General features: G+C 53.3%; 22 protein-coding genes. 3 read left to right on the top strand and 19 right to left on the bottom strand.

Translation table 11 applies throughout. From position 1 onward, the window contains the following. Positions 1-48: 48 nt before the first annotated feature. The 3 genes from hemW to DI579_RS02560 form a co-directional block, all read right to left on the bottom strand. Positions 49-1,326: a radical SAM family heme chaperone HemW gene (gene hemW, locus DI579_RS02570; protein ID WP_303678640.1), complete on the bottom strand. Its 1,278-nt coding sequence runs from the start codon at positions 1,324-1,326 to the stop codon at positions 49-51. Further along, on the bottom strand, positions 1,323-1,610 hold the full coding sequence (locus DI579_RS02565; protein ID WP_290598324.1) for a hypothetical protein: 288 nt from the start codon (positions 1,608-1,610) through the stop codon (positions 1,323-1,325). The genes hemW and DI579_RS02565 overlap by 4 nt, the downstream gene beginning before the upstream one ends. A gap of 77 nt (positions 1,611-1,687) precedes the next feature. Beyond that, entirely contained in the window at positions 1,688-3,775 is a 2,088-nt protein-coding gene (locus DI579_RS02560) for a M3 family metallopeptidase (protein WP_303678639.1), read from the bottom strand. Positions 3,776-3,894: 119 nt separating this feature from the next. Here DI579_RS02560 and DI579_RS02555 point away from each other — a divergent pair, with 119 nt between their 5' ends. Then, positions 3,895-5,460 (top strand): carboxylesterase/lipase family protein, encoded by a 1,566-nt coding sequence (locus DI579_RS02555; RefSeq protein ID WP_290598322.1) that lies wholly within the window; start codon positions 3,895-3,897, stop codon positions 5,458-5,460. 1 nt (position 5,461) lies between these two features. Here the strand turns inward: DI579_RS02555 and lepA are convergent, their stop codons facing one another. Beyond that, positions 5,462-7,363, bottom strand: a complete 1,902-nt coding sequence (gene lepA / locus DI579_RS02550) for a translation elongation factor 4 (RefSeq protein WP_303678638.1) — start codon at positions 7,361-7,363, stop codon at positions 5,462-5,464. A 107-nt stretch (positions 7,364-7,470) separates the two neighbouring features. Here lepA and DI579_RS02545 point away from each other — a divergent pair, with 107 nt between their 5' ends. Further along, positions 7,471-8,064: a type II toxin-antitoxin system PemK/MazF family toxin gene (locus tag DI579_RS02545; protein WP_290598320.1), complete on the top strand. Its 594-nt coding sequence runs from the start codon at positions 7,471-7,473 to the stop codon at positions 8,062-8,064. Positions 8,065-8,284: 220 nt separating this feature from the next. Beyond that, positions 8,285-8,545: a 30S ribosomal protein S20 gene (gene rpsT, locus DI579_RS02540; protein WP_303678637.1), complete on the top strand. Its 261-nt coding sequence runs from the start codon at positions 8,285-8,287 to the stop codon at positions 8,543-8,545. Between the two features lie 246 nt (positions 8,546-8,791). On the opposite strand, the gene holA is transcribed toward rpsT, so the two are convergent. The 15 genes from holA to rplU form a co-directional block, all read right to left on the bottom strand. Beyond that, positions 8,792-9,748, bottom strand: a complete 957-nt coding sequence (gene holA, locus DI579_RS02535; RefSeq protein WP_290598318.1) for a DNA polymerase III subunit delta — start codon at positions 9,746-9,748, stop codon at positions 8,792-8,794. A gap of 4 nt (positions 9,749-9,752) precedes the next feature. Then, a complete protein-coding gene (locus tag DI579_RS02530; RefSeq protein WP_303678636.1) occupies positions 9,753-11,459 on the bottom strand; it encodes a ComEC/Rec2 family competence protein in 1,707 nt (568 codons plus the stop codon). A 222-nt stretch (positions 11,460-11,681) separates the two neighbouring features. Beyond that, a complete protein-coding gene (locus DI579_RS02525; protein WP_290598316.1) occupies positions 11,682-12,425 on the bottom strand; it encodes a ComEA family DNA-binding protein in 744 nt (247 codons plus the stop codon). 132 nt (positions 12,426-12,557) lie between these two features. Next, complete coding sequence (locus DI579_RS02520; RefSeq protein ID WP_290598315.1) at positions 12,558-13,280, bottom strand: histidine phosphatase family protein; 723 nt, start codon at positions 13,278-13,280, stop codon at positions 12,558-12,560. A gap of 10 nt (positions 13,281-13,290) precedes the next feature. Next, positions 13,291-13,686, bottom strand: coding sequence for a ribosome silencing factor (gene rsfS, locus DI579_RS02515; RefSeq protein WP_290598314.1), 396 nt, complete (start codon positions 13,684-13,686; stop codon positions 13,291-13,293). Positions 13,687-13,704: 18 nt separating this feature from the next. Next, a complete protein-coding gene (gene nadD / locus DI579_RS02510; RefSeq protein ID WP_290598313.1) occupies positions 13,705-14,394 on the bottom strand; it encodes a nicotinate-nucleotide adenylyltransferase in 690 nt (229 codons plus the stop codon). A 14-nt stretch (positions 14,395-14,408) separates the two neighbouring features. Then, positions 14,409-15,659, bottom strand: coding sequence for a glutamate-5-semialdehyde dehydrogenase (locus tag DI579_RS02505; protein WP_290598312.1), 1,251 nt, complete (start codon positions 15,657-15,659; stop codon positions 14,409-14,411). An 80-nt stretch (positions 15,660-15,739) separates the two neighbouring features. Next, entirely contained in the window at positions 15,740-17,020 is a 1,281-nt protein-coding gene (locus DI579_RS02500; RefSeq protein WP_303678635.1) for a YibE/F family protein, read from the bottom strand. A 55-nt stretch (positions 17,021-17,075) separates the two neighbouring features. Continuing rightward, the gene (locus DI579_RS02495) at positions 17,076-18,503 is read right to left on the bottom strand and encodes a metallophosphoesterase family protein (protein ID WP_290598310.1); all 1,428 of its coding nucleotides are present in this window, start codon (positions 18,501-18,503) and stop codon (positions 17,076-17,078) included. A 147-nt stretch (positions 18,504-18,650) separates the two neighbouring features. Continuing rightward, a complete protein-coding gene (locus DI579_RS02490; protein ID WP_290598309.1) occupies positions 18,651-20,081 on the bottom strand; it encodes a metallophosphoesterase in 1,431 nt (476 codons plus the stop codon). Between the two features lie 211 nt (positions 20,082-20,292). Then, on the bottom strand, positions 20,293-21,708 hold the full coding sequence (locus DI579_RS02485) for a metallophosphoesterase (RefSeq protein WP_290598308.1): 1,416 nt from the start codon (positions 21,706-21,708) through the stop codon (positions 20,293-20,295). Positions 21,709-21,837: 129 nt separating this feature from the next. Then, a complete protein-coding gene (gene proB / locus DI579_RS02480) occupies positions 21,838-22,983 on the bottom strand; it encodes a glutamate 5-kinase (RefSeq protein WP_303678634.1) in 1,146 nt (381 codons plus the stop codon). A gap of 3 nt (positions 22,984-22,986) precedes the next feature. Further along, positions 22,987-24,462 carry a GTPase ObgE gene (obgE, locus tag DI579_RS02475; RefSeq protein ID WP_290598307.1) on the bottom strand — a complete coding sequence of 492 codons (1,476 nt, stop codon included), beginning with the start codon at positions 24,460-24,462 and terminating at the stop codon, positions 22,987-22,989. 104 nt (positions 24,463-24,566) lie between these two features. Further along, positions 24,567-24,824, bottom strand: a complete 258-nt coding sequence (gene rpmA / locus DI579_RS02470) for a 50S ribosomal protein L27 (protein WP_290598306.1) — start codon at positions 24,822-24,824, stop codon at positions 24,567-24,569. 27 nt (positions 24,825-24,851) lie between these two features. Then, on the bottom strand, positions 24,852-25,148 hold the full coding sequence (gene rplU, locus DI579_RS02465; protein ID WP_290598305.1) for a 50S ribosomal protein L21: 297 nt from the start codon (positions 25,146-25,148) through the stop codon (positions 24,852-24,854). Positions 25,149-25,176: the final 28 nt, after the last annotated feature.

The raw sequence follows: 25,176 nt of genomic DNA, 5'->3' as shown, positions 1-25,176 counted from the left end.
CTCAACCGCTAAGTGCCAGTTTTAGAGGGCGGAGGAGATCCCTACCCCTCACTCTTCTGCTAAAAGAAGATCCCCAATAAGCCCATCCGCTAAAAGCCTCCCCCGCGTCGTCAGCACCAACCTATCCCCTATCCACACTGCCAAACCGTCCATTACTGCAGTATCCGCCACCCGTATCTGTGCCGGATTCAGATACTCTCGCCCCAGACCATCCCTCACTCGCAGCCGCAGCATAATAGTTTCTTCACGAATCTCTGCAGGCGTCAATTTCTCACACCAGTCTGCCGGGTAAATTCCCTGTGCGAGAAGCTCTCCATAACTACGCGGATTCTTACGGATACTCCACCGCACTCCCCCCATGTAGCCATGCGCTCCCGGGCCGGCAGCCCACCAATTTCCACCCTCCCAATACCCCAGATTGTGGCGACATCTCGCATCACGCTGACGGGCCCAATTGGATACTTCATACCAGTGAAAACCCGCCTCCTGTAACGCCGCATCAATCTGGTAGTACCGATCTGCCTGCATATCGTCATCAATGGGGTCAATTTCCCCATGCGCTACTTTTCGAAAAAGCGCAGTACCAGGCTCTATAGTGAGAGCATACGCGGACACGTGGTCAACTCCCGTCGCCAGCACGGTATCTACGCTACGAGCAACATCGTCCGTAGTTTCACCAGGGGTGCCATAAATAAGATCTAGGTTAAGATGCTCAAAACCAGCAGCTTGCGCTTCCTCAATAGCTGCAACTGCCCGGGCGGGATCATGCTGACGGTCAAGGAGCGCCAGCACTCGCGGTTCACTAGATTGCATGCCAAGGGAAAGCCGATTAACACCCCCCGCTCGCCAGCAGTCGAAAAGCTCAGGGGATGTACTCTCCGGGTTAGCTTCACTAGTAATTTCTGCCCCGGGTGCTATACCGAAGCACTCTCGGACAACATCCAGAATTTTAGGTAACTGCCGCCCCAGTAGACTCGGAGTTCCACCACCGAAGAATACGGTGTTTGCAGCTGGTGGCGTGATGTTGTGGTCAGTAAGAATCTGCGCACCAAGACGCAGTTCTTTCGTTAACTGTTCCGCCCAATGAGCAATGGGGTCACCAGCTGGTCCAGGCGGAAAAGTACGCAACGCATAGGTGTTGAAATCACAGTATCCACAGCGTGATGTGCAAAAAGGAACATGCAGATAGATGCCGAATGGTCGGCTAACAATACTATCGAGATCGGCCCGCTCCCACGGCACTGCTACAAACGGCTCTGTCTTAAATGGTCGTGTCGTATGTGCGGAGGACGGCGGTACAGGTGTGGAAGATGACGGGGCATTCATGATGTCTCTGTCTTTCTTCCCGCATTGCTTTTGTATTTGCTGTTATCGGGCAGCGACGTAGTAGAGGCAACATCCTTATTCCCCGCATTCTCCGCAGGATGCGATGTGTGCGCATGCCGTTTATACAGCTTATACACTGCATCAATAAGCGGTAGTAGGAGGAAACGGGCAATAACAAAGCAAATGGGAACAAGGACAAGAAGAGCAAGGAGCATCTGCCATCCCACAGGGAGATTAACAAACCATGATGCTGCATTGTTCATCCCATTGGAGAAACTGCTCACTCCTTGGCCTCCTTGTCTTTCTCTACCAATCGTGTGTGCTGCGTTCCTAGTATGTGCCCATTGCTTTTCTATTGTGTTTAGACCAGTCCACGCCGGCGCAATAATGGGGTGACGTCCTTATCGCGGCTCCGGAAATCCCGGTAGGCAGTCATGTAATCGATGGATCCGCCTCGCGACAAAATCATTTTGCGGAAACGCTGACCAGCCTCCGGAACAAGACCGCCCTGTTCATTGAACCAGTCCACCGTATCCGCATCCAGCACCTCTGACCACAGATAGCTGTAGTATCCCGCTGAATACCCATTGCTGAAAATATGCTGGTAGTAGCGCGTGCGGTAACGGGGGGCAATGCCTTCCACATGCAGCCCGGCGCGCTGTAGTGCTGCAGTTTCAAACGCGGCAACGTCTATATCCTCCCCGAGGGCACGTATTCCATCACGGGTGAGGGTGTGCCATGCCATGTCGATAATGCAGGCAGCCAGATATTCTACGGTGGCGAAGCCTTGCCCAAACTTTTGTGCCGCACGTACTTTCTCCACTAATTCTGGGGGAATTGTGTCCCCCGCTGCGTTAGTGGCGTAGACGGGAAGAGTGTCGTTGTGGAGGGCCCACATTTCGTTGAATTGGGAGGGGAATTCTACGAAATCTCGTGGCACATTGGTGCCGGAGAAGAGTGGGTAGATGACTTTGCTCAGCATGCCGTGGAGGGCGTGGCCGAATTCGTGGAAGAGGGTTTCTACTTCGTCGAGGGTGAGGAGGGTGTCTTCGCCTGCGGGTGCTGGTGTGAGGTTAAGGACGTTAATGACGATGGGTTTTTGGCCGAGGAGAGCATTCTGGTCAATGATGCTATTCATCCAGGCGCCGCCGCGTTTGGTGGGGCGGGTGAAGTAGTCGGTAAGGAGCAGCGCCAGTCCTTCGCCGGTGGTGGCGTCCGTTACTTCCCACACGTCTGTGTCGGGGGTATAGCCGTGTAGATCATCGCGTTTCGTAATACGCAGTCCGTAGAGTATTTCGGCAGTTCGGAATACGCCCTGCTCAACCACATTGCGGAGGCGGAAGTAGGGTTTCAGTTCAGCACTGTCAAGAGAGTAGTGGGCGGCGCGAACTTTTTCGGCATAGTAGGGCCAATCGGCGGCGCTGAGCGTCGTACAGCCGTCTGCCTGCGCAACGGGGAGGAGCTCAGCACGTTCCCGTTCCGCATTACGCACAGCTGCGGGAGCGAGGTCGGTGAGAAGTTGCAAAGCCGCCTCTGGGGTGCGTGCTGTTTCATCCGAGATAACAAGCTCTGCGTGGGTGCGGTAGCCGAAAAGTTCCGCTTTTTCAGCCCGTAGTAACGCCATACGCTGCGCGATTGTTTCATTCTTCTGACCACCCCGCTGCAGTGATGCATCGTAGATGCGGGCTCGTACATCTGGGCGCGCTAGCTGTTCAAGGATTGGCTGTACAGTGGGCAGCCCTAGCGGGATGAGCCAGCCGTCCTTCCCTGCTGCCCGGGCAGTATCTGCGAAGAATGCTTTTTGGGACTCTTCTACCCCTTCCAGTTCTGCCTCATCGGTGATATGGACGGCGCGTGCCTGCGTGTCTTTAAGGAGAGTGTCCCCGAAGTCGGAGGATAGGCGGGAGAGTTCTGCGTTGATTTCTCTCACACGTGCCTGTGCGGCGGCGTCTAAGCCTGCTCCATGGCGGAGGAATAGTTCATGGTAGCGACGTACGAGAGCGCTTGTTTCTGCTTCTACATCCGCTAAAGGTATCTGTGTTTTCTCCGCTAGTGGAGCGAGGTCTCCGAGACTTTCCGAGAGGGAGTGAAAGACTGTATCAATGCGGGAGAAAAGGTCCGCATTCATGTACATGTCGTCTGTATGCTGCGCCAGTAGAGGGGATATCTCTCCTTCTATCCGTAGTCTCTCATCGGTAGCGTCTGCGCCTGCCACCGTATAGAAGTAGCCCACAACGCGGGAGAGATCCTGCCCGCTTTGTTCTAACGCAACCACAGTGTTCATTGCGGTGGGGGTGGTGGGATCATGCGCGATAGTGTCAATTTCGGCTTTATGGCGACGTAATGCTTCCTGCAATGCTGGCATAACATGCTCATCTCGTATTGCAGAGAAATCAGGCAATCCGTAAGGCAATGTTGAGGGAACGAGGAGAGGATTAACAGTAGCCACAGCACACCTTTCTACTGTGCACACCATAGAGTGCACGCCATACGGATAGACTGGCACGTCTATCCACAAGTTATTGGATGGTGGATTCTATCTTAGCGATTACAGAGTAACCTCGGTTTATGGCTGAAAACGACACCACTACCGATGCTTCCGCACCCAGTGAAGCATCTCCACTCCTTATCTCTACCCAATCAGGACTGGTACAAGGCCTTAACCGCGACCATGATGCGGTCTTTTATGGAATTCCCTACGCCGCCCCAGTTTCTGGAATTGCTCGTTTTGAAGCACCACAACCTCCCCACACGTGGGAAGGGGTCCGGGACTGTACAAAACCTGGCCCTACTGCACAAGATTTCCTCAGTAAGCACACTCCCACTATTCCGGAACCAGTACGTCGCGGCGCAGAAAAACTTAACCTCACTATCTATGCGCCCAAAGACACTCTTCCCCAGCCTGATCGCCTTACGCTGAAACATCCGCTTCCTGTTTTCGTGTGGATACACGGAGGAAGTTTCATTAAGGGCGAAAATGCCTGCAATTGGTGGGATGGTGGAAAATTCACTGCTGCTGGCGTCATCGTCGTCACCATTAACTATCGTCTTGACGCGGAAGGGTGGCTACCTCTTCCAGACGTTCCCCCTAACCGCGGCATGCTTGACCAAATCGCTGCCCTTACCTGGATTCAGCGCAATATTGCCGCTTTCGGCGGGGATCCGCAGCGAGTTACTATTGGCGGCCAATCAGCTGGTGGAACCAGCGTGTTCTGTCTTGCCTCTAATCCTGCTGCAGAGGGACTTTTCCAGCAAGTATTTGCATGCTCACCAGCTTTTATCCGTATTCCTGAAAATAATATGGCAAAAGCTGCCCACCGTATTTCGCGAGCTGCCCGGCGCGCTTTCCCCTTTGCCAAGTTCACTGCGGAAGCATTGTCCCAGTGGCCGATGGAAAAAATGGAGAAGCTCTCTCGCCGTATGCGCCGCACTAACCCATTGGGTCTCCCCTTCTACCCCGTTCAGGATAAGCTCACACAGCCTAAACCATTAACAATTTCTGCTGGTGAACAACCATTCCAAAAGTATCCCATGCTGATGGGTGCCACGTCTGAGGAATTTAACTCTGTTACTTTTGATGGTCTAAAGAAATTACTTACCCGCCTAGCCGTAGAGATTACTCTCTCTATTAGTGCAGTGACCCCACACCAGAAGAATGATGTTATTGCTGCTCACCATGATGACATCACGGAGGGACGAATAGGCGCAGTGATGACGGATACAATGATCCGCGCCACTATTGCCACCGCCGCCGAGAACCGTGTTCTTGACCAGCCTGCGGAAGAGTCCCACACCTGGGTGTATGACTATCGCTGGCCGGGCCGTAGGGGCGCCGCCCACTGCGCAGATATTCCCATGTGGTTTGGCACGTTAGGGGCCGACACTGCAGATCGTCAGGTAGGACCCGTCACCACCACGAACCCTGCTGATCCAACGGCGGCAGTACTGGAGGATGCTGCCGGGCAAACGACTGCAGACCTTATGCAAAGTGCGTTAACACACTTCATTAAGGAAGGTAACCCCGGGTGGCCCAGCTATAACGACCTCACCCGCATTTGCATGGTGTGGGATGAAAAACCCCACGCTGAAATGGACTGTTACAAGGACGCTCGGACAACCTGGGGTTTAAGTTAGTTTATTTCTTTTTCTTGTCGCTGTCGGAGTCGGCAGAAAGCGCGGCAATGAAGGCCTCCTGCGGGACATCTACCCGCCCGATGGTCTTCATGCGCTTTTTGCCTTCCTTCTGCTTTTCGAGCAGCTTACGCTTACGAGAAATGTCGCCGCCATAGCATTTCGCCAAAACGTCCTTACGGACGGCACGAATGTTTTCACGGGCAATGATGTGTGATCCAACAGCCGCCTGGATAGGCACTTCAAACTGCTGGCGGGGAATGAGGTTACACAATTTCTTCGTCATCATATTGCCGTAGGTAGAGGCGTAGTCCTTATGGACGATGGCGGAGAATGCATCTACTGCCTCACCCTGCAGCAGAATATCTACCTTCACCAGGTCGGCTAATTGTTCCCCGTCCTCGTGGTAGTCCAGGGAGGCGTAGCCGCGTGTGCGGGACTTGAGAGAATCGAAGAAGTCGAAAATGATCTCTGCCAGCGGTAGGCGGTAGCGCAGTTCCACGCGGGTTTCCGAAAGGTAGTCCATTCCTTTCAACTCGCCGCGGTGAGATTGGCAGAGTTCCATAGTGGTGCCAACAAACTCACTGGGCACAATAATTGAGGATGCGACAACAGGTTCGTAAACTTCGCGTAGTTTCCCCTCCGGCCAGCTGGAGGGGTTAGTGACCTGGTGTTCAGTACCATCTTCCATAATGACCCGGTAGTGCACGTTGGGTGTGGTGGAGATAAGATCCAGGCCAAATTCGCGTTGCAGTCGATCGCGTGTGATCTCCATGTGGAGAAGCCCCAGGAATCCACAGCGGAAGCCGAAGCCCAATGCCACAGATGTTTCCGGCTCGTAGGTGAGGGCCGCATCGTTGAGCTGTAGTTTGTCGAGGGCGTCGCGCAGATCGGGATAGTCAGAGGCATCAATGGGATAGAGACCCGAGTACACCATTGGCCTCGGCTCCTCATAGCCGGCTAGTGGTTCCTCCGCACCATCTTTAAAGGTGGTGACGGTATCACCCACTTTTGATTGACGTACGTCTTTTACACCCGTGATAAGGTAGCCGACTTCGCCAGCGCCTAACCCCTCCGTAGGTTTGGGTTCTGGGGAGATGATGCCAACTTCTAGTAGTTCGTGGACGGCGCCGGTGGACATCATCCGAATTTTTGTGCGGGGACGGATTTCTCCATCCATGACGCGAATATAGGTGACGACACCGCGGTAAATGTCATAGACAGAGTCGAAGATGAGTGCCCGAGTGGGGTTACTGGAACTTCCGGTGGGTGCGGGGACTTTTTCCGCAATAACGTCCATAAGTTTTTCCACACCCACGCCAGATTTGGCGGATACCTGAATGACGTCGGAGGGATCACAGCCGATAATTTGGGCGATCTCGCGTGCGTAGCGTTCTGGATCGGCGGCGGGGAGGTCAATTTTGTTGAGGACGGGAATGATCTCCAGGTCCTTATCGATTGCCATGTAGAGGTTGGCGAGGGTTTGTGCCTCAATGCCTTGCGCCGCATCTACTAGCAGTACGGCACCTTCACAGGCTTCCAGAGCGCGGGAGACTTCATAGGTAAAGTCGACGTGGCCGGGGGTGTCGATGAGGTGCATAACAATTTCTTGACCCGCACATGCACCAGTTTTTGGCACCCAGGGAATGCGCACGTTTTGCGCTTTAATAGTGATGCCGCGTTCGCGTTCAATGTCCATACGATCCAGGTATTGATCACGCATTTCTCGCTGGTTGACGACGTCAGTAATCTGCAGCATGCGGTCGGCCAGAGTGGACTTGCCGTGGTCAATATGCGCAATGATGCAGAAGTTACGAATCCGGGAGGGATCGGTGAATGTCGTCTCCGCGAAGTGCTCCATAGAGGCTTTCAAACCTTTCGGACAATATCGGACAATAGAGGTCATCGACCTCGTTGATAAACAGGATCCCTTCTAGTCTCTCACGAAGGCGGACTTTCTGGAATTTTATGTGCTCTAGCAGGAGAAAATAGTGGCGCGGTACGCTGGAGGTTATGAGCACAGCTGGAAAAGGCGGTCGTCGCCTGGTAAAAAAGCTAATCCACACTGCTAAAAAAGTGGTTACTGATCCCACCACACGGCAGTTTGTGGGACAAGCCGCGCAAGCTGCGCAAGCCGCCCAGAAAGCCTTTTATAGTTTTAGCAACGACTATCACAACCGGCAGATTAGCCGTAGTGGGGGACGCCCCACCACCCGTCACGCGAAAAGTACCTCCACTGTCTCCCGAAAAATTGTCTATAGTCCAGATCTTGACGGCAAAGCTGATCCTGGTGAAATTGTGTGGACGTGGGTGGAGTTCGAAGACAACGCCCAAGAAGGCAAAGACCGCCCCGTATTAGTGGTAGGACGCGACAATACCGTTCTTTTGGGACTCATGCTCTCATCCAAGAGCTACCATCATGACGACAATAATTGGCAGTATCTTGGGACAGGGTCGTGGGATAGCCATCACCGAGATAGTTACGTGCGTCTTGATCGCGTTCTTGAAGTTCCCGAGAAGGGTATTCGCCGTGAAGGGGCAATTCTTGACAGAGATCGTTTTGAGAAAGTGGCGCAACGACTCCGCACTGAATACGGCTGGACGTAAAGTATCTGTGCACTGTATATAAGTAACTGCGCATAACTAAAACGTTTTGAGTGGTATCAGTATCTTTGCTATGCTGAACATTCGGTGATTGCGTTTAGCGCACCCGGTGAGCGTCCTGTACTTTTCTGTACGAATACTGCCGAGTGAGATGCCCCGGGGCAACGCGCCGCAGTCAAATAAGCATTGAATCCAGAACATAACAACTTACAGAGGTTTCCACGTGGCAAACATCAAGTCCCAGAAGAAGAGGATCCGCACTAACGAGCGCGCCCGTCTTCGTAATCAGGCCATCAAGTCTGCTCTGCGTACTGATATCCGCTCCTTCCGTGAGGCAGCTGAAGCTGGCGACAAGGACAAGGCCACTGAGGCTCTGCGCGCCGCCAGCCGCTCTCTCGATAAGGCAGTAAGCAAGGGCGTTATTCACAAGAACCAGGCAGCTAACAAGAAGTCTGCCATGGCTCATAAAGCTAACAGTCTCTAAGGCTTTTAAAGACTTAACAAGTACTAACGCGGCCTAATAAAAACTAGCTATGGGCTAGTTAAGAGTTAGCCGGAAGTTAGCGCTGTAGTGAAAGTAACACTGCAGTAAAAGCGCCAGTTTGGTTTATCCAGCTGGCGCTTTTCTGTATATCTATACTGCACTGGCGTACGTGACGACCACTCGTGTGCATAACTAGTAGTCTGCATAACTACTAGTTTTTGACTGGCTACTAGCCTTGCCGAGATATTAACGTACAAGCTGGGATATTTCCCGGACGGCTTTCTCTAAGGCATACTCAGCATCGGCCGATTGGCCTTTCACAGCCCCATTAAGCTCTGTCGCAATGTGCATTGCGCGGGCTAACCGTGCCGGATCCCACTTTCGTAGTTGCTTCTGAATTTTCTTAATCTTCCAGGGGGGCATTCCTAAAGTTTTGGCGGAAGAAAATGGGTCGACTCTTCCCATATCAGAAATCCGGGCCATGCCAAGAAGTGAATCACCCAGTGCATCCGCAATAGGCACTGGGTGAAGGCCGCCTACTAGTGCCCAGCGCAGCGATGCCAAAGCAGCGGCGGTGTTACCGGCGATAGTCTCGTCAGCAACCTGGAAACCTGTTACTCCGGCGATACCGGCGTAGTAGCGTCGTACCGCGGCGGGATCAACTCGACCACCGGTATCTGCAACAAGCTGGCTCACCGCGGAGGCAAGCTCCCGCAGATCCCCACCGATAGCATCAAGTAACGCATGTACGGTGTCCCTACTTGGTCGCACTCCCAGGTTGCGGAATTCGTTGACGACGAAGTCTTCGCGTTCGCTAAATTTTGTTAGTTTGGGGCATTCGGTAACATCTGCTCCCGCATTCTTGAGAATCTTGACGAGGTTCTTCGCACGCCCTCCCCCACTGTGTATAACAATCAGTACAACACCCGGCGCAGGTTCCTTCACTGCCTGTTCAATAGTGCTGACGGCTTCTTTACCAGCTTCCCCGGCGGCTGCCAGAATAACGACACGATCCTCGGCAAACAGTGAGGGGCTGAGCAGTTCACTAATTTCTGAGGGTGTTACGTCCCCCGCGCGGAGTTTTGTGATGGGGAGTTCCTCCGGATTGCTCTGCATAGTAGACCGAACGGCACGGATAATGCTGGAGGTTGCTCGGTCGATCAGGAATTCTTCGTCACCGAGGATAAGCTGCAGAGGATTCACTCTTCTATCTTGCCATGTTGGTCTGACAAATTTTATTGGTGGGTGTTACTGTCGCAACGGTTCCTAGGGGTATCTCCACAATGGGAGTCCCTTGCGGGGTAAAGGAGATAGTTGGAGACATCCCCTCCTGCCTATTGTATTTACCTGCTGAGCGCGCATGGGATCGTGGCGCAAAAGGATGTTCTTGCGTACTAGCTACATGAACAAACAGGGGGGTTCCTGGGGCGTGCGCAATGTTCTCAAGATGAGGAAGACTGGCGGCTGTTAGTTTCTCCTTCACTACTATGACAGTTCGTGCACTGTGAGGGCTTTGTTGTGAGTGTGCAGAAGTATGCGGCGTCGCTAGAGCTGCATGCAGTACACCATTCTTTTCCACGTTAAGTGTGACAGCACCGTCTTGTACTCTGCACTGGGTAAGACGGTGATAGGTACAGCCAGCATGAATTCCTGTAGCAATAAGTGCGAGAGTAACCATACCTGCTATGAAAATTCTTCCCCTTCGTGAGGAGAAGGAGAGCACTATTGTGGCGATAAGAGCCACCGCTACGAATGCGGGTACCGCCGGAGAAATCTGAAAAATATCGTGTGACGCAAGATCAATCTGCGCCCATGGGGAACTCCCCAGCAAGACCCCAATTTTTTCTACCCACCAGAGAAGAGGAATAGACGGTATTACCACTAATCCGCCTAGTAGTGGACAGACCACGCACACAACTACTCCCACTAGCCCCATTGCGGTAATAAAAGGGACGACGGGGGCCACAAGAATGTTGGCGAGAATGCCGAAAGTGCTGGCAGTACCAAAAAAGTAGAGGCTTACCGGCATGGTGGACACTGATGCCACTACTGTTACCGCCAGTGTATCGGATATAACAGCGGGTACTTTTAGCGCATGTAAACAGTGAGAAAGTTGTGGTGCTCCCCAGATAAGTGCCGCAGTTGCCACTACGGACAAGGCGAAACCGGGACTTACCGCAAAACTGGGAGAGAGTATAAGAAGCGTCATAATCCCGGCGCCGAGGGCGGGGAAGGCGGAACTGCGCCCACCTTTCCAGAGCGCCAGCACACCCACTGCCCCACTGATTGTGGCCCGTAGGACTGCTGGTTCCGGGCCGACGAGTGCCGCAAAAAGTATGAGAAGCAGTGCACTCACTATACTTTTTCGGCGCGGGGAGGAATGTCGCAGAAATATGCCTGCTAATAGCAGTACATAGCTAACGTTGGCGCCGCTCACGGCGGTGAGATGGGTGAGGCCGCTAGCTCGATAATTGTCTTTATACTCGGGGCTAAGCCCGGATGTGTCACCAATACTCATGCCTCGCGCAAGCGCATGCAGACTGGGGGTAAGACCGGTAGCGTCAGCGTGTGTCAGGGCTTCTTCCCACTTTCGGGACTCGTATGCAGAAAAAGCCCATATTCCGTGGGGTGGTTGGGATTCCCGAAGGTAAATAGCCCGCCACTCCCCTTGCGTGAAATGATTTTCTGGCCGTTGATCAAGCTTCATAACTGCTGTTATGCGCTGTCCCAAAACAAGATTATCCCATTGCTGCCCCTTCGCGTACACTGTCATGTCCCCATAAGCTGTGCGTACAGTTAGGTAGGTACCGGTAAGACCATGCTGGGGTTTACTAGCAATGCGTCCTGTTACCGTATGGGCGGTAGCTGCAGATTTTCCAGATGTTAAGGACGTCAAAGTACTCTGATCGCTCATGATGAGCCGCGGCAGTAGCGAAATACCACTGCAGAGAACTGCTACTACACAGGCCAGAAGAAGACGATTTCGATGCTCTCTACGAATAAAAATGACCACACAAATGAGGGCACCAATAAGAACACCGCTAACGCTTCGGTACCCTCCGTAAGCCCCACTGGGTCTAATTGCACTGGGTCTAACTGTGGTGAATATGACGATGGTGAAGATGACAACGCTTGGCTAAACGGTGGCATGTCCACGAATTTTTGCGAGTTTACCCTGCCCTATACCATCGACAGCAGTTAATTCCTCCACACTGGAAAATGCGCCATTAGCAGTGCGGTACTCAACAATGGACTGGGCGGTTGCAGGCCCCACCCCCGGCAATTCCTCTAACTGTGTGAGGGACGCCGTGTTGATGTTAACGAGCCCACCCGACGATACGCCCGGCGCGCCTCCGGTAACTTTCTTACCCCCAGAAGATAAACCCGTGTCCGTACCTGTATCCGTACCCGCATTGACTGTCGTTGTGAGTGTGATGGTGCTGGGTGTGAATGAGGACATTCCGTCAAAATGCGTATCCCCATTAGTATCGTCGGAGGTGAGAGCACGTTGTTCTATGGGGGATTGTCCGTTAGCGTGCAGTATCCAGTAGTTGGCGATGACGCTCACGGTGGAAATTCCGACAAGGATAGTCATGGCGACGATAAAACCGCGCAGTTGTAGCGATGTCATAGTGGTCCACCAGCGACTAGCCCGCTGCACAATAGATGGTTTACGACGATGCTCGTCCGCCACTGTGCTGGCCACAGTACCAGCCACTGTGCTGGCCACTGTACCGGCCACGGTATTCGCCCCTGTATTGGCAGTGGTAGGAGGTGGGGGCGTTTCCTGGTCTAGCTGCGGGTAGTCTTCGTCCCATCCACTGTGTGCCCATGAGTCAGCATTGGGTGGATAGATACTGATGGGAGAACGCTGCTGCATAACTCCCAGCGTAGAAAAAGCATGACGTGCATCAGCGATAATTTCTGCTATCTACTTGCGTTATCCCCATCTTCGGGAAGATGTGGACAAATACACCGCGGAGACACTACGCCATAGGAAAAACCGAAAAACCTAGAAAGCGTCGCTTCCTAAATGGGTTGTAGAGTTCCAGACATCCACCCGCCACTGGTAGCCGGGTTGGATGGGTGGTATGGCGGGAATCCGCGGACCCGCAGCAGCTGGGTGTGCATCAAGATCAGCCTCTACAAAATACTGTGGCCATTCCGTGAATTGCGACCAGGAAGTATTCCCCAATGCGGAAAAAGCTGCATAGTTTTGCAGGGGTGAGTCTATAAGGGCGGCAGCTAAGGCCAGGAATGTTCCACCATGGGCGACGAGAAGTACCGGACGTTCGTCTTCTCCCCAGGAAGTGAGATCGCGGTGGAGATCTCTCACCACATCCATGGCGCGCCGGGCAACCTCAAGACGATTCTCTCCACCCGGCGGGGCGTATGTGGGGTCAGAACGCCATTTAGGACGATCACCAGGCCAGTGATCTTCCACTTCTTGCTGATCGAGTCCCGTCCACTCCCCCATGTCGGTTTCTCGCAGGCGCGTATCAAGATGGACGGGAACATCGCACAGGTCGCTGACAGCTTGTGCGGTGTGTACTGCTCGTTGCGCGTCCGAACTGATAATGGCAAGAGGATTTTTACGGGCCAAGACGGGGGCAACACGATCAGCTTGCGCACGCCCGCGCTCAGAGAGAGCCACATCAAGATGGCCTTGCATGCGGCGAGCCCGGTTGAATTCTGTTTCTCCGTGCCGCAGCAGAATAAGGTGACGAAGGGGCATTATCCCGCAGTTATCCTTCGACCGGTTGGGACTCCGTATTGTCTTCGTTAACGGATGTCCAGGAGATTTCGGGGCAGTCTTTCCAGAGGGAATCGAGGCCGTAGAATTCGCGCTCATCGGCATGTTGTACATGCACGATAACGTCAACGTAGTCGAGGAGAACCCAGCGGCCTTCTTTTCCGCCTTCCCGGCGTACTGGTTTTATCTTTTTTGTGAGAAGTGCCTCTTCAACTCCGTCAACAATGGCGTTTACTTGCCGCTCATTGTCGGCAGATGCGATAACGAAACAGTCAGTAATGGCAAGACGTTCGGAAACGTCCACAATGCGGATATTATCGGCTTTTTTACTGTCTGCGGCTTGTGCCGCCCACGTAGCAATTTCGATTGCGCTAGCAGAGGCTGTCACACATTCTCCTTCGAACGATCAGTTATAAGCATCGGGGGGCATAGGGACGGGGGCTGTAGCGACGGCAGTACCATCGACGCGATAAGACTCATGCGGCCGGTAGAGGTTGCGTTTTGCAATGTACTGGACGACACCATCGGGTACGAGATACCACACGGGCATTCCTTCTTCAGTACGACGCCGACATTCTGTCGACGAGATGGCCAAAGCGGGAATTTCGAGGAGGGTAACGCGGCCTTCGGGAAGGCGTTGCTGCAGCTCCTCACTAATAGTGTAGCCGGGGCGTGTAACCCCAACGAAGTGCGCCATGCTGAAAAGCTGTTTCCAGTTCTGCCATGTCACAATCTTGGAGAGTGCGTCTGCCCCGGTGATGAAATAAAGCTCACTGTTGGGGTGCTGCGATTGTATATCGCGCAGGGTGTCAATGGTGTAGGTTGGTCCCTGCCTGTCTAGGTCGCATCTGCTGACGGAGAAGCGTGGGTTAGAGGCGGTAGCGATGACGGTCATCAGGTAGCGGTCTTCGCCGGAGCTCACTCTGCGGCCGTGTTTTTGCCAGGGTTCGCCGGTGGGGACGAAAACGACGTCATCGAGTTCGAACCGGGCCGCTACTTCGCTGGCTGCTACCAGGTGGCCATGGTGAATGGGGTCGAAGGTGCCGCCCATAATGCCCAAACGGTTAGTTTTTTGGTGCGGTGTGTTATCTATCATGGTGTCCGTTGTCCCTAGGGTCGAGTTTGCCCGGTGCCCCAAATAACCCATTTGGCGCTGGTGAGTTCGGGGAGCGCCATGGGGCCACGAGCATGCAGTTTTTGGGTGGAGATACCCATCTCTGCCCCCATACCGAATTGTTCGCCATCGGTAAAAGCTGTGGAGGTATTGACGTATACTGCGGCAGCGTTCACTCTGTCCGTAAACTCTTGCGCGGCAGCAACATTAGTGGTGATGATGGCTTCGGAGTGGCCTGATCCCCATGTGTTGATGTGGTTAATGGCCTCGTCTAAGCCATCAACTACTTTGAGGGCAATATCCATGCTGAGGTATTCCGTTCCCCAGTCTTTATCTGTGGCGGGCACAAGTCCGGGTAGATCGCCGTGGACGGTCACTCCGGCAGTGCCTAAGGCCTCCAGAATAGTGTGGAGTGCCTGGTCCCCTAGTCTTTTATCAACAAGCACAGTTTCTGTGGCGTTACAGACGGAGCAGCGGCGGGTTTTCCCATTGAGCATGCAGGCAATGCCCATATTCAGATCCGCATCGGCATGCAGGTAGATGTGGCAGTTACCCGTGCCAGTTTCGATGGTGGGCACGGTGGCGTTACGAATAACAGCATTGATGAGGTTCGCCCCGCCGCGTGGAATAACAACGTCCACTAATCCGCGTGCTTGAATAAGGTGTGTGACAGTATCGTGTGATTCTGAGCTGATGAGTTGCACACCGTCAGCGGGGGCACCGCAGGAAGCGAGCACGTCGCGGAGAATACTCACCAGTGCAGTATTGGAGTGCCTGGCGGACTTGGATCCACGCAGAATGACTGCGTTACCGGATTTCAGTGCTAGGCCGAAGGCGTCCACGGTGACGTTGGGTCGTGCTTCGTAGACAATGCCGATGACGCCCAGAGGGACACGTACTTGCCGCAGTTTGAGGCCATTTTCTAGAGTGCGGCCACGGATAACCTCACCGATAGGGTCGGGTAGGTCTGCTACTTGTGTTAATCCCCCGGCGATGCCGTCGATGCGGGCGGAGTCGAGGGCAAGTCGATCGATCATCGCGTCCGATGTTCCCCGGCTGCGTGCGTCGTCGATGTCCTTCTGATTCGCTGCAAGAATCTCATCCGCGCGTTCGTGCAGGGCAGCGGCAGCAGTACGCAGAATGGTGTTTTTCTGGCTGGTTGTCAGAAGACCGATTGTGCGGGAAGCGTCTTTAGAGCGGCGTGCTGCGGCAAGAATGTTCTCACGCAGGGCATCAGTTGAGGTCATGTGTCTAGCCTACCGTTACCTCATACAGAACTGGTGCAGAACTGGTGCAGAATACTGGCTTATGGCCGATACTGTCTAACTTATCTCCGATGCCGGCCAGGATTATTGACAGGAGCACTCTGCTCTACAACGTTACTTTCACGGGGCTGATGCGGAACTGCTAACCATGTTGCGATTGCGTTCGTGAGGGGGAATGACAGCGCTAAAGTAATTGCGCCCACCATTGATCGCAGCATTTCCACAGCGATAACCTCCCCGTTTAATACTTCCCACATACCTCGTGATGATTGCTGTATGAGGAGAAGGAGGGGAAGTACGGAGCCGGTATAGGCCAGTACCAGGGTATACAGCATAGAGGATATGTGGTCTCGTCCTACCCGCATTGCGCCGCTAAAAATACGACGTGCAGAAGCACGGGGATCTATTTCAGCGAGTTCATACACAGTAGCTGCTTGGCTAATTGTGACATCGTTCAGGACACCAATAGTGCCAATAATAAAACCAGCGATGACCAGTCCCACAACGGGAAGCTGCCCCATGTACATCTGCATAGTGACATTTTGTTCTTCGGACATACCCGTAATATGTGTCGTCTGCACCGCTAATTGGCTCATGGCGACCGCAATAAGGAGGGATATAAGCGTTCCAAGGAGCGCTGACGCAGTTTTCCAGCTGAACCCGTGAACGAAGAACATGACAAGGAAAAGCGCTAAAGCCGACCCCACTACTGCGGTAATGATGACGGGTCGCCCCGATAGGATAGCGGGGAGTATCCACAGCACGACGACAGATAATGTCACAACTACGCCAATAACTGCGCGGAGGCCCTTCCACGCGCCTGCGAGTACGACGCAGAGCACTGTTACACCCAGCCAGAGAGCAAGTGGGACACGCCTGTCCATATCTTCAAAAACATAGCGTGTTTTACCGTCAGTATCTTCTTGGGCCATGCGGATAGCATCGCCCTTTTTCACCATGATGGAATTGCCCACTACCCGATTGTTGAGGACGACGAATTGGGAGGCGTTCTTGCCACTGCGAATATCGACGACCACGGCTGGACATTGGCCTTTTACGTTACCGCGTGCAGCGGTGGATAATGACCCTTCCGGAAAGTGTAGTTGGGCATCCATGGGATGCCCAAAGAGGGTACTGTTGCAGTCCATGTACCCTTCTTCAAGGACTTTTCCGTAGACCAAATTATCGTTCATACCCATGGACTGTTTGAGGGTGCTGTCAACAGCCATGGATGTGCCCGAAGGCCACAGGAGAACTACGCCTATCAGAGTAGCGATGCCGAAGAGCACTAGAATACTAGCGACAGTTTTTTCAGCAGCGGTCTTTAGGCGTAGTTTTCCCATGGTAAAGGTACCTGCCCATCAAGTGAAGAGATTAGGGTACCCATCATTCTATCTACTAAGCGAGAGCAGACATATCCTTCTTTACCGTGAAGCAGCGATCCTGCATGCGGCTTACAGTGTATTCACCATAGAACCCGAAGGACTTGTCGTAGCGATTGAAAGCAGTCTGCGCCAAGGCTTGCGCGGTGGGGGTCCGGTGGAAGGTTACCGTGTAGCCATCCTCGTAGAAATCCATGAGGGTGAAGCCGCCGGGGAAGGGTGTCGTGGCGCAGAACTGGGCGAACTGCGGACCACCCGGCAGATCAGGGGCATCGCGGTGAGCACGGTGTGTATGGCCAGCCGCCATAAAGAACACGCCCGGCGCCTTCTGGAAAAGACGCTGCAACCGCATAGAGTCCTTCTTGTTGTAGATGAAGGGGCGTTGCCCTGCGTTGGTGAGGGCGGCTTCTTCCGTCACCGGGAAGTGCGACAACACCAAAGTAGGACGATGCGGATCGGACAGCAGAATCTTTTCGATGCTGCGGTAGTTGGCTTCGGTTAGTTCGCCGGAGTCTTTACCGGGGTGTGAACCGTCAACTCCAACAATGCGCAGTTTCTTATCCAGAACGGACCAGGTGGTTTGTAGCTTGTGCTTCGGAAAGACAGCTTGGAAGGGGTCAAAAACGGAATGGTTCAGGTCGTAACCTTTCATTCCGTAGCCATCGTGATTACCGCGAACCAGGAAGTAATCCTTCTGGTAGCCACCGAACGTATCCATGAGTGCGCGCAGGCGTTTAGCTTCATCATGTTTACCGTGGTCACAGAGGTCACCATTGACGTAGATGCGAGAAAGGTTGCGGTGCTTCACTTCGTGAAGAAGTGAAGAGATCATTGCTTCAGACCAAGAACAATCGGTGACGCCCTTACCTTCCATACCCAGGTGAATATCGTTGGCAACGGCCACAGTTTGAATGTAGCGGCCAGTGGGTTGCGGAATAGTTGACACGATGCCGGTTACTTCTGGTTCATTGAAGATATTGGTGAACCACAGGCCGGCTTCTGCTTTCTTTCCCAGAGAGCGGCACTCGAAATGGTAGCGGGTGTCTGGTTTTAGTCCCTGGATGGTGACGTAGTGGAAGCCAGTTTTCGAGTAGGAGCGGTGCACGCATCGCAATGGTTCCCGGGTATCGGCTGGTGCTAGCCAGACTTCCCCATCGGAGGCGACGCGATCATTGGGGTGGAGATGTGTAGAGTGAGGATTTTTGAACGTAGTCCAGCTGAACACCAGACTGGTGGGAGTGGCGGTGATGACTTCAAGATCGGTAACGACAACGTCCCTACTGGTGTTAGCAGCGGGGGCAGCGGGTAGCGGGGTTGCTACCGGACTAGCAGCAGAGGCGCGCGGTCCAGTGAGGACGGCAGCAGCCCCAACACCCATTGCAGCGGTTCCGGCGAGGAAGGAGCGACGGGTGATATCACGATTATTCAGTGAGTTCTCGTTCATACCTGGATACGGTAAACGATGGCTTTAACATTGCTTTAACTGTTTGGTGGCATTGGCATTGAAGGTAAGTGAACTTTTCATAACTATTCACTTATATATAGAAAATTTAGTTTTTTGGCAAGAAAAACAAGAAGTAAGCCGATACTGCTAACGCAATGCTGACATATCCCGCTTCACGGTATAGCAACGATCACACATACGCGAGATCGTGTACTCCCCATAGCAGCCATACGCCTTGTCGTAACGATTGAAAGCCGTCTGTGCCAGCGCCTGCGCAGCTGGAGTGCGGTGGAACGTCACCGTATAACCACCCTCATAAATATCCATAAGGGTGAAGCCTCCCGGGAACGGTGTCGTAGCACAGAACTGGGCAAACTGCGGACCGCCCGGTAGGTCAGGAGCATCGCGGTGAGCGCGGTGCGTATGGCCAGCCGCCATAAAGAACACGCCCGGCGCCTTCTGGAAAAGACGCTGCAACCGCATAGAATCCTTCTTGTTATAGATGAAGCGCCGCTGCCCCACATTGGTAAGGGCGGCTTCTTCCGTCACCGGGAAGTGCGACAACACCAAAGTAGGACGATGCGGATCGGACAACAGAATCTTTTCGACACTGCGGAAGTTCTCATCTGTGAGTGATCCAGAGTGGCAGCTTGGCGTGGAGCCGTCAATTCCTACTACGCGAAGTTTCCCGTCATGAACGGACCAGCTAGTCTGCATCTTATGTTTGGGGAAGACAGCGTGAATGGGGTCAAAGTCTGACATGGTTTTCATGTCATATCCTTCATGGTTACCCCGCACAAGGAAGTAGTCTTTGTGGTATTTGCCGAATGTATTGAGCATTCCCCGTAGTTTCTTCGCTTCTTCTAGAGTGCCGTGGTCACATAGATCACCATTGATATAGATACGGGAGAGATTGCGGCGTTTAATCTCCTGCAGCATAGACATAATCATCACTTCGGACCAAGGAGCCTCCGTGATACCTGCGCCTTCCATACCCAGGTGAATATCGTTGGCAACGGCCACAGTTTGAATATAACGACCTGTGGGTTGCGGAATTGTTGACACAACACCGGTTACTTCTGGTTCTAGGAAAACTTGTGTAAACCAGAAACCCGGTGTTGCTTTCTTCCCCAAAGAACGGCATTCATAGCGGTAGCGAGTATTGGGTTTCAAGCCTTGGATGGTGACGTAGTGGAATCCGGTTTTCGAGTAGGAGCGGTGCACGCATCGCAATGGTTCTTTACTATCGGCGGGAGCTAGCCAGACTTCCCCATCGGAGGCGACACGATCATTGGGATAGAGATGATGAGTATGGGGAGTTTTAAAAGTACTCCAGGCGAATACCAGACTAGTTGTTGTCGCAGTGAGAACTTCAAGATCGCTAACAACAGTGGTGACATCTGGGGTGGCAGTCGGTGCCGCAGGTAACGGGGTTATTACTGGGCTAGCTGCGGAGGCACGCGGTCCAGTAAGAACGGTAGCTGCACCGAGACCTAACGCCGCGCTTCCCGCAAGAAAAGAGCGCCGTGTAAACATCTGGTGAGAAAGAGTATGGTCAGCCGGAGTATTTTCTCTCATACCAGGCAGGGTATCCACTTGCTTTAACGTTCATGAAACCGCATAGTAAGCACGATATTTATGCCAAGTAAACTTTACATAACTAATTAATAGACAAACTGATAGATACAAAGTCCGTCACCTTCTCATGACATGCACATAGCAAGCAGAGGGGAAGATGACGGACTTATCAAACGATCTAGTACTAGCCAGTATTAACTAACAGTACTAATTAACGCAGTGCGGACATATCGCGCTTTACGGTGAAGCAACGATCTTTCATACGCGAGATGGTGTACTCACCGTAGAAGCCTGCAGATTCCTTGTGGCGGTTGTAGGCAATCTGCTGAAGTGCCTGCCCGGTAGCTGCACGGTGGAAAGTTACTGTGTAGCCGCCTTCATAAATATCCATGAGGGTAAAGCCACCTGGGTAGGGGGTGCTAGCACAGAACTGGGCGAACTGCGGACCGCCCGGTAGATCGGCAGCGTCACGGTGGGCACGGTGTGTGTGGCCAGCCGCCATAAAGAACACGCCCGGCGCCTTCTGGAAGATACGCTGCAACCGCATAGAGTCCTTCTTATCGAGAATGAAGGGGCGTTGACCAGCGTTAGTGAGGGCGGCTTCTTCGGTGACGGGGTGGTGCGCCATGACGAACGTGGGGCGGTTGGGATCTTGCATAAGGATGCGTTCGATCTCCTGGAACTGCTTGTCCGTAATAACGCCGGCATTGTTCATGGTGCGGGAGGAGTCGATACCGAGAACACGGAGTTTACCGTAGTTCATTGTCCAGCAGGTCTGGAGCTTATGCTGTGGGAATACCTTCTGGATGGGATCAAAGGAGTGTGGTCCAGCGGGCATACCAAAGCCATCGTGGTTACCACGAACCATGTAGTAGTCTTTTTGGTATTCACCGAATGCAGACAGCAGACGCTTAAGTGTCTGTGCTTCTTCCAGCTTGCCGTGGTCACACAGGTCTCCGTTGATGAAGACGTGTGGAATTCCGCGGCGTTTTATTTCTGCGAGCATGCTGGACACCATGATTTCGGGCCATGGTGTGGAGTTGATGGACTTGCCGGACATGCCAATGTGGATGTCATTGGCGACGGCTACGGTCTGAATGTATTTGCCGGTTGGTCGTTCGATTGTTGAGACGACACCAGTTACTTCTGGTTCATCGAAAACCTGGGTGAACCAGAAGCCAGGATCAGCCTTTTTGCCGAAGGAGCGGCATTCAAAACGGTACTCAGTGTTGGGCTTTAAGCCACAAACAGTGACATAGTGGAAACCTGTTGTGGAGTAACCCTTATGGACGCAACGGAGAGGTTCCTTGGTATTGTTGCGCCCTAGCCATACCTCACAATCGGAGGCTACACGCTCGGCAATAACGTGATCCGTGTGAGGTTCTTTGAAAGTGGACCAGGAGAACGTGATGCTGGTGGGAGTTGCTGTCATAACTTCCAGGTCGGAGACAACTACTTTATCTCCAGACTTTGCTTTGGGAGCATTGGGCAAGACAGCGTCGTTGACTGTTGCTGCAGAAGCCTGCGGGCCGGACAGTGCGAGGGCAGAGGCTACCCCGATACCGAGGGCAGCTGAACCGGTCAAGAATGATCGGCGGGTAATCGGGGAATTGATAGTTTCGCTCATACCCATGAAATTATCGTATCTGTCTACAGTGTGTATAAGTGATAGTAAGCAAGTCACATACTTTTCACGCGTTTAAATAATTTCAGTAACCAGTACGTCGTTAAAAATTCACTTATGACTTATGTAGGCCTACATCACAACAAAATCATCCGCATGGATCACAGGAGCATGCAATTCCCGCGGCAGCTCTGCTGTACTCATTCGATAGAGAAACTCCATTTCAGCAGCAGCATAAGCAACAATCCCACGCCCAACAAGCTCACCTGCGCGAGTACGCACCTCCACAACGTCTCCGCCGTGAAAATCCCCCTCCCCCGTCACGACACCAGCCGCCAATAAGCTACGACGATGGCGCACGGCATCTGCCGCCCCCTCATCAATGGTCAACACACCCGCATTATCCGCAGAGTAGCGTACCCAAAACTTTTTAGCAGTCATCCGCTTCGGACGGGCTGCAAAAACAGTCCCCACGGAAGCATCACACAGTGCTTCCTCTGCAGCATCGGACGACGCCAGCAGAACCGGTACACCAGCGTCGGCGGCAAGAAGTGCAGACGACAGTTTAGACGCCATCCCCCCAGTACCTAATGCTCCCCCATCGCCTGCTTCCACTCCCTCAATAGCTGCTGGATGGGCTACTTCAGGAATAAAAACAGCATTTCCCTGGCGGGGATCAGAATCGTAGAGACCATCCACATCCGACAACAGTACAAGCGCATCGGCAGACACTAAATGTGCCACAAGAGCCGCTAGTCGGTCATTGTCACCAAAACGAATTTCATCCGTGGCAACCGTATCGTTCTCATTAATGATGGGAACAGCATGCAAGAGACGCAGACGATCTAGCGTATTCTGTGCATTCCGCGCCCGATCTCGCTTCCCTAAATCACTCGCAGTGAGTAATACCTGTGCCGCAGTTCTTTCATACCTACTAAAAGACTCCCCCCACGCCTTCGCCAATTCAATCTGCCCAACTGCGGCAGCAGCCTGCTTAGTGGCAATATCGCGGGGTCGCTTGTGCAATTCGAGTGGCGTTATGCCGGCGGAAATAGCTCCAGAGGACACCACAAAAACATCTGATCCGGCAGCCATGCGCTGTTCTAACGCAGTCGTTAACGTGTCGAGTTTTTCCCGATCAAGTCCCCCGCCTGCATGTGAAATTGACGATGAGCCAATCTTCACAACAAGACGACGCGCTGTCCGCACAGCCTTCCGCGCCGCCGACTGCTCCGACAATCGCTTGGCAGAGTGTTCTTCTGAATATGAGCCAGACATTTGCTACCAGGTACTTTCGTCATTCATATCGGAGTCTTCATCCGCCAAACCATGGCGAATACGCTTAGCGTGACGACGCTCCTTCGCACTGACTCGATTATTCTGGTCCAGGCGTACATCTGTGCCGCGCCCAGTAGGTGTCATATCAACACCTGCCACCGTGCTGGGCTCCCAATCGAAGCACACATCACCGATGGTGACGCAACAGCCGGGAACAGCGCCCGCTTCCGCCAAAGCATCCTCTACACCAAGTTTGGCAAGACGATCCGCCAAGAAACCAACAGCCTCATCATTATCGAAAGCAGTTTGGGCAACCCAGCGCGACGGCTTAGCACCCTCCACAATGAAACCACCGGAGATTTCTGGATCGCGACGAACCTGGAAGGTATCGTCTTCCTGCATCTGCGGCCGAACATACACCCGTTTTTCCCTCTCCACCGGGTGGTCACGACGATAGTCCTCCACCATTGTGGCCAGTGCGTAGGAAAGCTCTTTAAGACCCTCGTGGGTAATTGTAGAGATTTCAAAAACTGGCCAGCCCCGTGCCGTGAAGTCATCTTTCACAAAATCTGCCAGTTCTCTAGCCTCGGGAATATCAATTTTATTAAGAACCACAATACGTGGACGGTCAGCAAGATCACCCAACCCGGTATCTCCCGCTAACGCCGGCTCATAGGCAGAGAGTTCTGCCTCGAGTGCGTCAACATCACTGATGGGATCCCGTCCTGGTTCAAGCGTGGCGCAGTCAACAATATGGGCCAATACCGCAGTGCGCTCAATATGCCGCAAGAAATCTAGTCCTAAACCACGACCCTCCGCAGCACCAGGAATAAGCCCAGGAACATCGGCAATGGTGTAGGTGGTATTTCCTGCTGTCACAACCCCTAGATTGGGTTGCAGAGTGGTGAAGGGGTAGTCAGCAATTTTGGGTTTAGCAGCAGACAACACACTAATAAGGGAGGACTTTCCTGCTGAGGGGAATCCAACAAGTCCTACATCAGCAACCGACTTCAACTCAAGAACAACATCACAGCTCTCCCCCTCTTCACCGAGAAGTGCGAAACCGGGAGCTTTTCGAGTTTTGGAAATAAGTGCAGCGTTCCCCAACCCCCCATTGCCACCTTTAGCAACAATGAATTCAGTTCCCGCACCAGTAAGGTCAGCCAGCAACTCCCCGTCGGGCGTCGTCACGACAGTACCATCGGGCACTTTAAGAATGAGATCCTCCCCCTGCGCCCCATTGCGGTTAGACCCCATACCAGGTTGACCTTTTTCAGCTTTTGCATGGGGGCTGAAGTGGAAGTCGAGCAGAGTATGAACTTGCGGATCGACAACAAGAACAACGTTGCCGCCGCGTCCTCCGTTGCCACCATCGGGTCCGCCGAGAGGCTTAAATTTTTCCCGGTGTACAGAGGCGCAACCGTGTCCACCGTTACCGGCAGTAACATGTAGCGTCACTCGGTCAATGAAGCGTGCCATCATACTCTCCGTAAGTGTGGGTGATTGTGTCTGCCTTAAGTATGCAGCAGGGGCGGGTCTGGGAATATTGCCCAGCCCGCCCCTGTTGGAAAGCGTCTTGAGATCTATGCCTCTTCAGGAACGACACTTACTGTCTGACGTCCGCGCTTAGTGCCGAATTCGACAGCACCACTAGCGAGAGCGAAGAGAGTGTCATCCTTGCCACGGCCAACGTTAACGCCGGGGTGGAAGTGAGTGCCGCGCTGGCGGACCAGGATCTCGCCTGCGTTGACGAGCTGACCACCGAAGCGCTTCACACCGAGGCGCTGGGCATTAGAGTCGCGACCGTTGCGCGAGCTAGATGCACCTTTCTTGTGTGCCATTTGTTTCTCCTTGCAGGAAGTTCGGTGTTACTTGATGCCGGTGATCTTCAGCACGGTAAGCGGCTGACGATGACCCTGGCGCTTCTGGTAACCGGTCTTGTTCTTGAATTTGCGAATGCGAATCTTCGGACCCTTGGTCTGCTCAACAATTTCAGCAGCCACGGTGATGTTATCAACATCCGAAGTTACGGTAGAGCCATCAACGACGAGGACCGGGGAAAGCGAGACCGCAGTGCCCGGCTCTCCCTCGATCTTCTCGACCTTGACGAGGTCACCTTCGGCAACCTTGTACTGCTTTCCGCCGGTCTTGACGATCGCGTACATCGGAGGGCGTCCCCTTAAAAGTGTTGTT

The sequence above is a fragment of the Lawsonella clevelandensis genome (assembly GCF_003241315.1).
In the GTDB taxonomy this organism is placed as follows: Bacteria; Actinomycetota; Actinomycetes; order Mycobacteriales; family Mycobacteriaceae; genus Lawsonella; species Lawsonella clevelandensis_A.
The sequence above is the reverse complement of the archived record's forward strand: the minus strand, read 5'-3'. Positions and strand labels throughout refer to the sequence as shown.